The sequence below is a fragment of the Cupriavidus pauculus genome (assembly GCF_003854935.1).
Lineage (GTDB): Bacteria > Pseudomonadota > Gammaproteobacteria > Burkholderiales > Burkholderiaceae > Cupriavidus > Cupriavidus pauculus_C.
Genome location: NZ_CP033969.1, coordinates 3,145,755 through 3,158,624, shown reverse-complemented (window position 1 = coordinate 3,158,624; position 12,870 = coordinate 3,145,755). Strand labels below are relative to the sequence as shown.

At 67.4% G+C, this 12,870-nt stretch carries 10 protein-coding genes; 6 read left to right on the top strand and 4 right to left on the bottom strand.

Annotation, left to right across the window (positions count from 1 at the left end; translation table 11 throughout):
- Positions 1-182: 182 nt before the first annotated feature.
- Positions 183-1,124, top strand: coding sequence for a flagellar brake protein (locus EHF44_RS15895; protein ID WP_124684541.1), 942 nt, complete (start codon positions 183-185; stop codon positions 1,122-1,124).
- 126 nt (positions 1,125-1,250) lie between these two features.
- On the opposite strand, the gene EHF44_RS15890 is transcribed toward EHF44_RS15895, so the two are convergent.
- Positions 1,251-2,930 (bottom strand): electron transfer flavoprotein-ubiquinone oxidoreductase, encoded by a 1,680-nt coding sequence (locus EHF44_RS15890; RefSeq protein WP_124684540.1) that lies wholly within the window; start codon positions 2,928-2,930, stop codon positions 1,251-1,253.
- Positions 2,931-3,367: 437 nt separating this feature from the next.
- Between EHF44_RS15890 and EHF44_RS15885 the strand changes: the two genes are divergently transcribed.
- The 5 genes from EHF44_RS15885 (at position 3,368) to EHF44_RS15865 (ending at position 7,636) form a co-directional block, all read left to right on the top strand.
- Positions 3,368-4,153, top strand: a complete 786-nt coding sequence (locus tag EHF44_RS15885; protein ID WP_124684539.1) for an SDR family oxidoreductase — start codon at positions 3,368-3,370, stop codon at positions 4,151-4,153.
- A gap of 110 nt (positions 4,154-4,263) precedes the next feature.
- Positions 4,264-4,863: a TRAP transporter small permease gene (locus tag EHF44_RS15880; protein WP_124684538.1), complete on the top strand. Its 600-nt coding sequence runs from the start codon at positions 4,264-4,266 to the stop codon at positions 4,861-4,863.
- Positions 4,860-6,164: a TRAP transporter large permease gene (locus EHF44_RS15875; RefSeq protein WP_172966065.1), complete on the top strand. Its 1,305-nt coding sequence runs from the start codon at positions 4,860-4,862 to the stop codon at positions 6,162-6,164. The genes EHF44_RS15880 and EHF44_RS15875 overlap by 4 nt, the downstream gene beginning before the upstream one ends.
- Positions 6,165-6,198: 34 nt before the next feature.
- Positions 6,199-7,227: a DctP family TRAP transporter solute-binding subunit gene (locus EHF44_RS15870; RefSeq protein ID WP_124684537.1), complete on the top strand. Its 1,029-nt coding sequence runs from the start codon at positions 6,199-6,201 to the stop codon at positions 7,225-7,227.
- Between the two features lie 7 nt (positions 7,228-7,234).
- Positions 7,235-7,636 (top strand): acyl-CoA thioesterase, encoded by a 402-nt coding sequence (locus EHF44_RS15865; RefSeq protein ID WP_124684536.1) that lies wholly within the window; start codon positions 7,235-7,237, stop codon positions 7,634-7,636.
- Positions 7,637-7,650: 14 nt separating this feature from the next.
- Here EHF44_RS15865 and EHF44_RS15860 read toward each other — a convergent pair whose 3' ends face one another.
- The 3 genes from EHF44_RS15860 to EHF44_RS28355 form a co-directional block, all read right to left on the bottom strand.
- Positions 7,651-11,133: an ImcF-related family protein gene (locus EHF44_RS15860; protein WP_124684535.1), complete on the bottom strand. Its 3,483-nt coding sequence runs from the start codon at positions 11,131-11,133 to the stop codon at positions 7,651-7,653.
- A gap of 8 nt (positions 11,134-11,141) precedes the next feature.
- Positions 11,142-12,335: a hypothetical protein gene (locus EHF44_RS15855; RefSeq protein WP_124684534.1), complete on the bottom strand. Its 1,194-nt coding sequence runs from the start codon at positions 12,333-12,335 to the stop codon at positions 11,142-11,144.
- 82 nt (positions 12,336-12,417) lie between these two features.
- Positions 12,418-12,591, bottom strand: a complete 174-nt coding sequence (locus tag EHF44_RS28355; RefSeq protein WP_172966064.1) for a hypothetical protein — start codon at positions 12,589-12,591, stop codon at positions 12,418-12,420.
- Positions 12,592-12,870 lie beyond the last annotated feature (279 nt).

The window sequence follows — 12,870 nt, the reverse complement described above, 5'->3', positions numbered from 1 at the left end:
GCGTCATGGCGCATAACGCACACAGTCAGCGTACGGCGGCGCCGATGCCCCCTCGGTAGGGGTCAAGGTTGACGCAGAACTGTCGATAGCTGACCCATCCGGTTGCGCACCCTGTCGATCCTGTGCAGCCCCGTTCACTATTACCGTCGCGCCGGGCGGCGCTTCATGGAGACCCATCCGCCATGATCCCTTTGACTCCGCAGGACCTGCCCGTGGGTCAGCCGTTGCCCTGGTCGTTGCTCGACGGGCAGGGCAACCTGATGCTGGGCAGCGGCAGCATCATCCCCGACGCGCGCGACCTGGCGCTGATGTTCCGCCACGGCACCGTCTGCCGGCCCGATGACATGCCGGAGGCGGGCAACGAGCCCGACGCCCGTGGGGCGTCGCGGCTTGCGGCCGGCCCGCTGGGCCTGCAGGTCGGCACGCTGCTGCACGTCAAGACGCCCGGCGATACCACGCGCGCCGCGGCCAGCCGGCTGATCGGCTTCATCGAACATGGCCTGTTCGTGACGTGGCCCACGCTGGGCGGCCGCGAGCTGGCGATCAATGCCGGCGAGGACCTGCTGCTGCGAGGCTTCTCGGGGCACGCCATCCACAGTTTCACGTCGACGGTCACGGCCGTCTGCCGCAGCCCGTTCCGCTACCTGGTGCTGTCGGCGCCGGCGCAGACCGCCCAGATGCCGGTGCGGCGCGCGGCGCGGGTGCCCACGCGGCTGGCCGCCTATCTGGTCGAGAACCTGGAGGGCGCGGACGCCGACGAAGCGGTGGCGCAGGACCTGGCGCTGGACGCCGCGGCCTGCCCCGATGCGGGGATGAGCGAAGGGCTGGCGCGGCTGGGGCTGCTGTCGGACCTGAGCACCGGCGGCGCACTGGTGCAGACGTCGTCGCCGGCGCCCGCGGTGGGTCAGCGTGTGCGGCTGCGCTTCCAGTTGCGGACGGGATCGCTCGACACCGAGATCACGGTCGACGGCGCCGTGCGTAGCGCGCCCGCGCAGGACGACGACGAGTTTCCCGCCTTCGGCGTGGCATTCGACGCGCTGGGCGAGCGCGAGCTGACGCTGCTGCAGTGCTTCATCTACGAGCAACTGCTGGCGTCGACCTGCATGCCGGTGTCGGGCAACTAGCCCGGCCGGCCTGGCCCGCGCGCCAGATCGCGGGATCGCTGGATCGTTGGATCACCAAAGAAAAACGCCGGCGCAAGCGCCGGCGTCTTGTCGTCGGGGCGCACCCTTGGCGGGGCGCCGCACGGCTTACATGCCTACGTAGTTCGGGCCGCCACCGCCTTCCGGCGTGACCCAGACGATGTTCTGGGTGGGGTCCTTGATGTCGCAGGTCTTGCAGTGCACGCAGTTCTGCGCGTTGATCTGCAGGCGTTCCTTGCCTTCGTCGTTCTGCACGAACTCGTAGACACCCGCCGGGCAGTAGCGCGACTCGGGGCCGGCGTACTTTTCCCAGTTGATGTCGACCGGCACGCTGGCGTCCTTGAGCGTCAGGTGGGCCGGCTGGTTTTCCTCGTGGTTCGTGTTGCTGATGAACACCGACGACAGCCGGTCGAACGTCAGCTTGCCGTCCGGCTTCGGATACTCGATCTTCTGGCACTCGGCAGCCGGCTTCAGGTAGACGTGGTCCGGCTTCTCGCGGTGGATGGTCCAGGGCGGGTTGCGGATGCCCAGCTTCGGCAGCAGCCACTGCTCGATGCCGGTCATCAGCGTGGCCGTGGTGCGGCCCTTCTTGAACCATTGCTTGAAGTTCTTGGCCTGCAGCAGTTCCTTGTGCAGCCAGCTCTGCTCGAAGGCGGCCGGGTAGGCGGTCAGCTCGTCGTGCTGGCGGCCGGCCTGCAGCGCGTCGAAGGCCGCCTCGGCGGCCAGCATGCCAGTCTTGATCGCGGCGTGGCTGCCCTTGATGCGCGATGCGTTCAGGTAGCCCGCGTCGCAGCCGACCAGCGCGCCGCCCGGGAACACCGTCTTGGGCAGCGACAGCAGGCCGCCGGCCGTGATGGCGCGCGCGCCGTAGCCGATGCGCTTGCCGCCTTCGAAATACTGGCGGATCTCCGGATGGGTCTTGAAACGCTGGAATTCCTCGAACGGCGACAGCCACGGGTTGGTGTAGTCCAGGCCGACCACAAAGCCGACGGCCACCTTGTTGTCCTCCATGTGGTAGAGGAACGAGCCGCCGTAGGTGGCCGGGTCCAGCGGCCAGCCGGCCGTGTGGACCACCAGGCCGGGCTGGTGCTTGGCCGGGTCGATTTCCCACAGTTCCTTCAGGCCGATGCCGTAGCTCTGCGGGTCCTTGCCGGCGTCGAGCTTGTAGCGGGCGATCAACTGCTTGCCCAGGTGGCCGCGCGCGCCTTCGGCAAAGATCGTGTACTTGGCATGCAGCTCCATGCCGAGCTGGAAGTTCTCGGTGGGCTCGCCTTCCTTGTTGATGCCCATGTTGCCGGTGGCCACGCCCTTGACCGAGCCGTCGTCGTTGTAGAGCACCTCAGCGGCCGGGAAGCCCGGGAAGATCTCCACGCCCAGCGACTCGGCCTGCTGGCCCAGCCAGCGCACGAAGTTCGACAGGCTGACGATGTAGTTGCCTTCGTTGTGGAAGCACTCGGGCAGCAGCGGGGCGCCCTTGGAGCCGTTGGCGTCGAGGAACAGGAACTTGTCCTCGGTGACCGGCTGGTTCAGCGGCGCGCCCAGTTCCTTCCAGTTCGGGATCAGCTCGTTCAGCGCGATCGGGTCCATGATGGCGCCCGACAGGATGTGCGCGCCGGGCTCGGAGCCTTTTTCGAGCACGCAGACATTGACGTCGCCGCCTTTCTCCGAAGCCAGCTGCTTCAGGCGGATGGCCGTGGCCAGGCCGGCGGGGCCGCCACCGACGATGACGACGTCGTACTCCATGGCTTCGCGCGGGCCGAACTGCTCGACGAGCTGTTGCTGATCCATTGTCTCTAACCCTCAGTTTCTTCTGGGCGGCAATACTGCCGCATGGTGTGCAGCCCGTGTGCCGGACCTGCGGTTCGTGGGATGCGGTGATCGTTGGCTCTGCGGAACCGGGGCCGGGCAGAGGGGGACGAGGCGGCCGGGAGGGGCGGCATGGGCGCGCCCGGTTGCGGGCATGGCGGCATGCGCGGTGATCGGACATCCGGATGGGTGACCGGGCCGATCTAGGCGTTTTTCCTCTTTCCCTTTGGGGACCAAGTTCTTAGAATCTTCGGCATTGTCCGGGACTCGACACCCTCAGGCAAGACATTTTTTTGAACGACCGTTCTTTTTTTTGCCAGGCTGCGGCCGCGTCGCCGCAGGCGCCTGACAGGGCGCCCGCGATGCGGAACAGCAGGCCGTGCCAGGCGGCGCGGTGGCGACTCCACACCGAGGTAACTATGGGTTTGTCGATCAATCTGGAAGGCAAGGTCGCGCTGGTGACCGGGGCATCGAGCGGGCTGGGCACGCGCTTTGCCAATGTGCTGGCATCGGCCGGGGCCAAGGTCATCCTGGCGTCGCGGCGCGTGGAGCGGCTGAAGGAACTGCGAGCGTCGATCGAGGCCGATGGCGGCAGCGCCCACGTGGTGCGGCTGGACGTGACCGATCCGGACAGCATCCGCGCCGCCGTGGCGCATGCCGAGACCGAGGCCGGCGCCATCGATATCCTGGTCAACAACTCCGGCGTGTCCACCACGCAGCGGCTGACCGACGTCACGGCCGACGACTTCGACTTCGTGTTCGATACCAACACGCGCGGCGCGTTCTTCGTGGCCCAGGAAGTGGCCAAGCGCATGATTGCGCGGGCCAAGGGCGCCGAGAAACTGGGCAACCCGCTGCCACAGGCGCGCATCGTCAATATTGCGTCGGTGGCCGGTCTCAAGGTACTGTCGCAGATTGGTGTCTATTGCATGAGCAAGGCCGCGGTCGTCCACATGACCAAGGCCATGGCGCTGGAATGGGCGCGTCACGGCATCAACGTGAACGCGATCTGCCCGGGCTACATCGACACCGATATCAACCACCACCACTGGGATTCCGACGCGGGGCAGAAGCTGATCCAGATGCTGCCGCGCAAGCGCCTGGGCCAACCCGAAGACCTCGATGGCCTCTTGCTGCTGCTGGCGTCCGACGCATCGCGCTTTATCAACGGCGCGGTGGTCACGGCCGACGATGGCATGGTCTGACCGCTGACCCTTCGGGGGCGCGGCTGGGCCGACAAGAACAAGCAACAGGAGAAACGCCCCTGCAGCGCCGGCTTGGCGCGGGGCGGCCCGGAACCGGAGGCCGGGTTTAGATGGCTCAAGAAGAACAGGCACGGCGCGACGCCGGGCCGCAGCACGTCGTGGACTCGGTGGTTATCCCCGAGGCCGCCGACGAGGCGCGCGACAGCGAATTCCGCATTTCCCCACGTATCGAGGACTGGATCGGCGTGATCGTGATGGTGCTGCTGGTCGGCATCACGTTCGCCAACGTCGTGGTCCGCTACTTCACCGACGAATCGTTCGCCTGGACCGAGGAATTCTCGGTCTTCCTGATGATCGTGCTGGCGCTGGTGGCCGGCAGCGCCGCCGTGGCGCGCGACCGCAACATCCGCATCGAGTACTTCTTCGAACGCGGCAGCGCGGCGCGGCAGAAGCGGCTGGCCGTGCTGTCGGCGGTGGCCGTGGCGGTCATGTTCCTGGCGCTGGCCGTGCTGGGCGCGCGGATTACCTGGGACGAATACACCTTTGGCGAGACCTCGCCCGGCATCGGCGTGCCGAGCTGGTGGTACTCGGTCTGGCTGCCGGTGCTGTCCGTGGCGATCGCGCTGCGCGCGCTGGCGCTGGCCTGGCGCAACGTCCGGGCGCTCAAGGCGCTCCACGCGCTGAAGCAAGGCGGGGAGGGCGCGCAATGACGCTGGTCGCCATCATCCTGTTCGTCGTCTTCATCGGCCTGATGCTGCTGGGCGTGCCGATCGGCGTGTCGCTGGGGCTGGGCGGGCTGGTCGCCATCGGGCTGTCGAACCTCGACACCCAGATGTTCGGCCTGCTGGCCGTGCCGCAGAACTTTTACGCCGGGCTGGCCAAATACCCGCTGCTGGCAATTCCGATGTTCGTGCTGGTCGGGTCGATCTTCGACCGCTCCGGCGTGGCCGCGCGGCTGGTGACGTTTGCCATTGCCGTGGTGGGGCGCGGGCCGGGCATGCTGCCGCTGGTGGCCATCCTGGTGGCGATGTTCCTCGGCGGCATCTCGGGCTCCGGGCCGGCCAACGCGGCGGCCGTGGGCGGCGTGATGATCGCGGCGATGTCGCGCGCCGGCTATCCGGGGTCGTACAGCGCGGCCGTGGTGGGCGCCGCGGCGGCCACCGACATCCTGATCCCGCCCTCGGTGGCGTTCATCATCTACAGCGTGCTGGTGCCCGGCGCGTCGGTGCCGGCGCTGTTCGCGGCCGGCATGATCCCGGGCGTGCTGGCCGGCGTGGCGCTGATCGTGCCGGCCGTCTGGCTGGCGCGCAAGCACAACATGGGGCAGGTGGAGGCCGCGCTGCCGCGCCCGCCGTTCTGGAAGAGCCTGCGCGAGGCGGCCTGGGGGCTGGTGGCGCCGTTCCTGATCCTGGGCGGCATGCGCGCCGGCTGGTTCACGCCGACCGAGGCCGCCGTGGTGGCCGTGGTCTACGGGCTGTTCGTCGGCATGGTGATCTACCGCAGCATCGGCCTGCGCGACCTGTTTACGATCTTCCAGGAGGCGGCCGAGACCTCGGCGGTGATCCTGCTGGTCGTGGCGCTGGCCGGCATCTTCGCCTACGCGCTGTCCACGCTTGGCGTGATCGACCCGCTGGCGCATGCCATCGCCAATTCGGGGCTGGGCGAGTACGGCGTGCTGGCGCTGATCGTGCTGCTGCTGATGACCGTCGGCATGTTCCTGGACGGCATCTCGATCTTCCTGATCTTCGTGCCGCTGCTGCTGCCCATTGCCAACGCGTTCCACTGGAACCCGGTATGGTTCGGCGTGGTGCTGACGCTGAAGGTGGCGCTGGGCCAGTTCACGCCGCCGCTGGCCGTGAACCTGATGGTCTCGTGCCGCATCGCCCGCGTGCGCATGGAGGAAACCGTGCCCTGGGTGATATGGATGCTGCTGGCGATGTTCATCGCCATGCTGATGGTGCTGGCCTATCCGCCGCTGGCCACGTGGCTGCCCGACTACCTGGGCTACTGATTTGAACGACAAGATGAAACGAGGAGATTCCCGCATGAAACGCCGTGCCCTGATGCTGTCCGTTGCCGCCTCGATCGCCGCCGCCGCGCTGTTGCCGGCGGGTGCGTCGGCCCAGACCTACAAGTCCGAATACAAGATGTCGCTGGTGCTCGGCCCCGCGTTCCCGTGGGGCAAGGGCGGCGAGATCTGGGCCGACCTGGTGCGCCAGCGGACCAATGGCCGCATCAACATCAAGCTCTACCCCGGCACGTCGCTGGTGGCGGGCGACCAGACGCGCGAGTTCTCGGCCATCCGCCAGGGCGTGATCGACATGGCCGTGGGCTCGACCATCAACTGGTCGCCGCAGGTCAAGGAACTGAACCTGTTCTCGCTGCCGTTCCTGATGCCCGACTACAAGGCGCTGGACGCGCTCACGCAGGGCGAGGTCGGCAAGTCGATCTTCGCCACGCTGGAGAAGGCCGGCGTGGTGCCGCTGGCCTGGGGCGAGAACGGCTTCCGCGAGGTGTCGAATTCCAAGCACGAGATCCGCAAGCCCGAGGACCTGAAGGGCCTGAAGCTGCGCGTGGTGGGATCGCCGCTCTATATCGAGACGTTCAACGCGCTGGGCGCCAACCCGACGCAGATGAGCTGGGCCGACGCCCAGCCCGCGATGGCGTCGGGCGCCGTGGACGGCCAGGAGAACCCGCAGAGCGTGTTCGCGGCCGCCAAGCTGTACACGGTGGGCCAGAAGTACGTGACCACCTGGGGCTACGTGGCCGATCCGCTGATCTTCGTGGTCAACAAGCAGATCTGGGAAAGCTGGACGCCGGCTGACCGCGAGATCGTGAAGCAGGCCGCCATCGACGCCGGCAAGCAGGAAATCGCGCTGGCCCGCAAGGGTCTGGTCGATCCGGGCGCGCCGGCCTGGAAGGATATGGAGCAGCATGGCGTGAAGGTCACGTCGCTGTCGCCGGCCGAGCACGACGCGTTCAAGAAGGCCACGGCCAAGGTCTACGACAAGTGGAAGAAGCAGATTGGCGCGGACCTGGTGACCAAGGCCGAAGCATCCATCGCCAAGCGCTGAACGGCCGATGAAACACGTCTTCACCTGCGTCATGCCGATCCGGTGGGGTGACATGGACGCCATGGGCCATGTCAACAACACCGTGTACTTCCGCTACCTGGAGCAGGCGCGGATCGAATGGTTCGAGTCCATCGGCCGCAACGGCCGCGACGACAACGGCCACGGCCCCGTGCTGATCAACGCCCACATGACGTTCCTCAAGCAACTGCGCTACCCCGGCGACATCGAGTGCCGGGTGTACGCGGGGCAACTGGGACGGTCGAGCTTCGAGACGAAGATCGAGATCCGCCGCACCGATCTGCCCGACGTGGTCTGGGCAGAGGGCGGCGCAAAGGTGGTGTGGTGCGACTACGCGGTGGAGAAGAGCGTGCCGGTGCCGGAGACGATTCGGCAACTGATCGAGGGGTAGGGCGGGAGGTTGCCCTACATCGGTTTGGGACGGGCGGCCGGGGATTGCGCTGGCACCGCCGCCCGATCCACAAAGATCCGCTCCGGCAGACGCAGGTCGCGCAGTTCCAGCGCTTCCAGCGGGCCCCGGCCGACGGCCGTGCGCATCTGGTAGTGGATCGGATGGACGAGCGTGGCCGGTGCGGCGACGCGCTCGGCGCGCGGGAGCAGGCTGGCGGCGCTGTCGGGGGGCTCCGGGCTGGGCTTTGCCATGCCCGGGCTGGAGTCGCCGGTGTCGGGACGCGCATGGAAAGTCAACTGCACCGTGGCGCTGTCGATGGGCGTCACGCGTGCGTGTTCCAGCATCCGCACCCACGCCCAGACGCCCTCGATCTCCAGCGTCTTGTTCGTGCCAGCCCGCTCGGTCTGCCATTGCAGCAGCGTGCGCGGCTCCTGCAGGTTGGCCGCCGGCCACGACATCGCCTGCCACGTCTCGCGCTGGTTGTAGTAATGGAGCGTCTGGCGATCCAGGGTCAGCCGGGTGTCGGTCAGGCCCGGCGTCGGGATCGGGCGCAATTCGAACTGGTACCTCGGTTCGCCCTGCACCAGCAGATGGGCGCCGATGCGCTGCAGCGTGTTGATCGACTTCAGGAACGCCGGGTCGAACGTCAGCCCCGTGCCGCTGCCCACCGGCACCCACTGGTCGCCCTGCAGCGCCAGCACGCCGGCCAGTTCGGCCAGCAGGAACGTGTTGATCAGGCCACTTTGCGGCCGGATGTAGCGGGCCAGCTCGGGCAGCGACGCGTCGTTGGCGGTCGCCGCAAACGGATAGCGGCCGGCAAACGCGCGTTGCCACGGCAGCGCGATCGAGCGGCGCCACGCCTCGTTCAGGCTGGCCTGCGCGGGCTGCAGCACCGACTGCTCGGCCTGCACGACCGGCCGCACGAACAGCGTCTCGCCCATGCCGGCCCATTCAGCGCCGAGACTGGCCGCCATGAGCCGCGCGTACGCCTGCGTGTCGGCCAGATCGGACCCCTTGCCCTGGAACAGCGACTGCGCCATCTGGCGTGCCAGCGCGTTGGCGTCGGCGCTCTGGGTCATCTGCTGCAGGCGCAGTCGCACCGCCGTGACGCGATCCAGATAGCGCTGCAGGCTCAGTTCGCTGCCGCCGGTGTTGCCGGTGGACGGCTGCCCGGCGAGCCGCAGCACAGGCCCGAAGGCCGCGCCGAGCGGGCCCGCGGGGTCAGGCCGGACGGCTTCCGGCGCCTCGTCCTTGCGGCCCAGGATGCCCTGGGCCTTGGCGACCAGCGTGTCGGACAGCGAATCCTTGCGCGCCCCGGCGCCACCCTGGTAGGCGAGCGACTTCATCAGCGCGATCACCGGCGACTGCCGCGCGTCGGCCAGCAGCTTGAGCTGGTCGACCACGCCCGGCAGCGTGGTGGCCGGCTCCCACTGCAACCCGTTCATGAACTGCTGCCAATGCTCGGCATAGTCGGCGAAGTAGCGCTGCGCGAGGGCGTCGCGCAAAGCATCGGCTGAAGTTGACGGTTGGGGCGACGATGGCGCGGCCTCCGCCTGACCGTCGGTCAGCACCCAGTCGTGGGCGACGTCCTGGCTGCGGGTGGCTTTCTCGATCGCCGCCTCGACGTAGCCCTCGTAGCCCTGCCGCGTGAACACACCGGGCACGGCGCCCGTGGCACGGACAAGGCCCCGGGTATCGGTGCCCGCGGCGAGCGCGGCCAGGGTCAGGTCGGGATACTTGCGGCCGGCGCCTTCGAGAATCGTCTGATAGATCGTATCCACCGCGTTGCGCTCGCCGATTACCGCCAGCAGCGTCTGCCGCGCCCCAGCCACCAACTCCGCGCGCGGGGTGACCCGCCAGTCGGGATGGGCCCGCAGATGATCGGCATAGAACCGGGCCAAGCGCTCGGCCAGATCCTGCTTCCGGCCCGGCGGGATCCGGGCTTCGGTGGACCAGTGCCGGGCAAGCTGCTCGGCAAGGAAGTCGGGCTCGACCCGCTCTGGGTGGGCCAGCATCAGGTAGGCCTTCAGGGTATCCCGGCCATCGAGCGCCCAGCGGCTGGTCTCGTCGGTCAGGCCCTGGACCTGCAACTGCGCCAGATCGACCAGCGTCGCCTCCATGTCCTGCACCACGGGCGTGACCAGCACGGCATGGCTGGCGGCCGCGTAGGGCTTCCAGAGCGCGGCCAGCGCCTCGGCGTCGCGGTTCATGCCGAAACGGGTGAACAGAGGGGCCGAGTTCTGCAGGCGGTGTTCGTAGCGCTGGATGTGTTGCTGGAGGGCGTCGAGGGCCTGGAGGCGGGTTTCGGGATTGGTTCTCGCGGCGTGGAGGGCTTGCACTGCCTGGCGGGCGGTGCGGAGGTCGTGGTGGTTCTGGACGGCGGAGAGGAGCATGGCGGTGGTCCAGAGCACGACGGCTGCCGTGGTCACGCCGGCGGCAATCGTCAGCGGATGCCAGACCGTCCGGCGGCCGGGGTGGCGGCGTGCTGCATCGGTGAGGTATTGCCAGAGCCCGCCATTGTGGACCGAGTCGCCAGCGTCGCCGGTCGCGGGCACAAAGGCCACACCGAGCAACGATGATCGCATCCCGTTGCCGCCCGCCAGCTTGGCGAGCCATTCCGACAAAGCACTGATGCGCCCATCCAGCCGTTGGGACAGCTTCCCCGAGTACCGTCCCAGTCCGTCCTGAGGCAGTTGTGCCACGCTTCGGTCAGACAATCGGTCCCGCAGGATTTCGAGCGTCGCCGAGATTTCACCGGGCAGCGCGTGGCGCGGCAGGCCGCAAGCCACCGTCGGGCATGCCACCATGGCGGCACTGGGTGTGTCCACTTCCAACACCAAGGTCGGGGCCGACCAGCGCAGTACCTCCCTGATACGGGCCAAATCGGCACGGTGCGAAGGGGTGGCTTCGTTGATGGGGGCATCACCATCTGTCACCACCACTATCGCGTCCACCGGGCGCCTGCGTCGCATCCGATAGAGTTGCTTGAGCCAGGCGGTATCAGGACGGCCCGGCTCACTGCCACTGGACCAGAGCAAGACGCCGTCGGCCGAGGCTATCCACCCGCGCTCTGGCAGTTCTGGGACCAGTGCGCTGATGGCCGCCGCATCGCCTGTCAACAGGACCCACGGCTGTTGCCAGCGCCACCGCCGGCCGTGCATCGCGCGCAGCTCGGCGCGGAGCGACGCGAGTGCGGTGGGGCTTTTCCTGGGCTGGTCTTCCACCACCGAAACCATGGCCTGGGTCGTGCCACGCATGTCGGGGCGACGCTGACGCAACCATTTGGTCAGCGTGTGGACGGCATACCACCAGCGGCCAATGCGATCGAGCGAAGCCACCAACGCGAGCACAAGAGCACAGACCGCGATGACCGACAGCCAGTAACCTTGTTCCTCTGTCGTCTCAATGCCAATTCGACCGCCCCACATCCAGATGCCGCCCGCGACAATCAGCGCCAGGACGAGAATGGAGGCAAGGTCGAACTGCAGTTTTCTCATCGGGCGGCTCAGGAAGTTACGCCGTGCGGCGTGCGCCGGACGACTGCGATATCGACGTTTTCGCCACTGCCAGCCAGAACCAACTGGTTCTGGTCCTTGCCGACCAGTGCGTTTGCGGCGAGGGCAATCGCCAGCCATGGCGCCGCCGAGCCGGCATGGCCGACCGTCGTGTCCAGATCGGCGGGGAGCAGGGGGAGATCGAGTTGGCTAGCGGCTACCCGAAACACACCGGTTTGCGCCGCGTGCATTCCCGTCTGCCACGCTTGCGAGACGTCGGCGGGCGCGACGCCTCCCCATTTCAGGGCGTGCGACAGGTTGTCTCTTGCCGCAGCGGGCAGGCTTCGGACAGGACGGTGGACGGTAGCGTCGTATCGCAGCTGATGAACCTGGGCCAACTCGACAGGCATGAGCAGGACCGCGGCGCCAGCTTCCGCAGACCCAGCCGGCGGCGATTCGCTCAACAGAAGATGCAGGCGCGTAGCGACAATCAACCTGGCTTCTCGTGCGTTGCCGCCTGCAATCTGATCTAGCCACCCGTCGAGCGTCGCCAGATCACAGCTTTCGTCCTCCGCTGCACAGCGCATCGCACGGAGCCGGCGCTGCTGCCAGCATGTCGTCCATAGGTCGGCGCACGCCTGGTGACCAAGTTCGCCCGCCGCGCAAAGATGGACCACAAGATCGACTTTCGCAGGGATAAGGCGAATACGCTCGGTCATCTCGTCGATAAGCGCCTCGTATAGCCACCGCGTCAACGCCTGCTGACGGCCGCATTCCGCGGCTTGATCGCCCGGCACGGACTCGACATCGGGCAGGCTAAGCCAACGTGCCTTGACGGGGTCCCCGGCGCTGGCAACCGGCTGCTGCGTGACTAGCCTGATGCGCCCCGTCCGAAGGCTTTCGACAGCATTCTCTTCAGGATCCGACGAGAACCGGTATGCGGCGCCAAGCAGGGCCAGGGGACGAGCTGCCACGCCATTGACACGCTCCCTGTACTGGCGGACGAGGTCGTTGTGCACCTCGGTGTCGAGTCTTCGGCCAGCATGGAGACTCTGCCAACGCATGACCAGCACGGCCGGAATGCCGATAGGAAACAGAGCCAGGCTGACCCAGAACTTCCAGGTCTGCGTCGACTGTTGCGCGGGCCACAGCACCAGCAGGGCAGTCGCACCCGCAAGCACCATCACGAGGAATACGACGATCACGCTCCGCCGAGAGGGCGCGCGATTGTAAGCAGGAGTTTCCTCAGGGAGAAGCGTGAAGTCGACCGCCACACCGCGCCCCTTGCTACAGCGGCGTGGCGATCTGGTGAGGAGAGGGAAAGACCTCGTCGCAGAGATAGCGCATGACCGCGCCAACCGAAGGAGGGCGCGGCTTCGCGAAGGACAGGCCGGAAGTCAGCAAGGCCACCGGCACAAAGCCGAAAGCCTGGAGAATGCATCGACGCGACATACTATTCATGGTGCCTCCGGAGAGCAGAATGGGATGCGAGGGCGACGACTACCGTCTGCGGTAGCGGCGCCGATGAGGCAATACCCTACGTGGTGGGAGGCAGTACTGTTTTGTCTATGCGCAATCTGACGACAAAAAATTCCCCCTGACGCAAGGGGGGCGTAGGGATGCCTCTTCGGGGACGAGGACGGCGCCGGAGGTCCGTCACGCGGTTTTGAATCGCTTCGTGGACCTGAATAATCGCCGCTTGACCTCAATCATTGGGCAGGCGGCGGTGGGGTTTTGGCA

Coding starts and splice junctions, on each gene's coding strand:
- EHF44_RS15890 (WP_124684540.1), bottom strand. CDS start 2,930: ATGGATCAGCAACAGCTCGTCGAGCAGTTCGGCCCGCGCGAAGCCATG.
- EHF44_RS28355 (WP_172966064.1), bottom strand. CDS start 12,591: ATGAATAGTATGTCGCGTCGATGCATTCTCCAGGCTTTCGGCTTTGTG.
- EHF44_RS15895 (WP_124684541.1), top strand. CDS start 183: ATGATCCCTTTGACTCCGCAGGACCTGCCCGTGGGTCAGCCGTTGCCC.
- EHF44_RS15880 (WP_124684538.1), top strand. CDS start 4,264: ATGGCTCAAGAAGAACAGGCACGGCGCGACGCCGGGCCGCAGCACGTC.
- EHF44_RS15860 (WP_124684535.1), bottom strand. CDS start 11,133: ATGAGAAAACTGCAGTTCGACCTTGCCTCCATTCTCGTCCTGGCGCTG.
- EHF44_RS15885 (WP_124684539.1), top strand. CDS start 3,368: ATGGGTTTGTCGATCAATCTGGAAGGCAAGGTCGCGCTGGTGACCGGG.
- EHF44_RS15870 (WP_124684537.1), top strand. CDS start 6,199: ATGAAACGCCGTGCCCTGATGCTGTCCGTTGCCGCCTCGATCGCCGCC.
- EHF44_RS15875 (WP_172966065.1), top strand. CDS start 4,860: ATGACGCTGGTCGCCATCATCCTGTTCGTCGTCTTCATCGGCCTGATG.
- EHF44_RS15865 (WP_124684536.1), top strand. CDS start 7,235: ATGAAACACGTCTTCACCTGCGTCATGCCGATCCGGTGGGGTGACATG.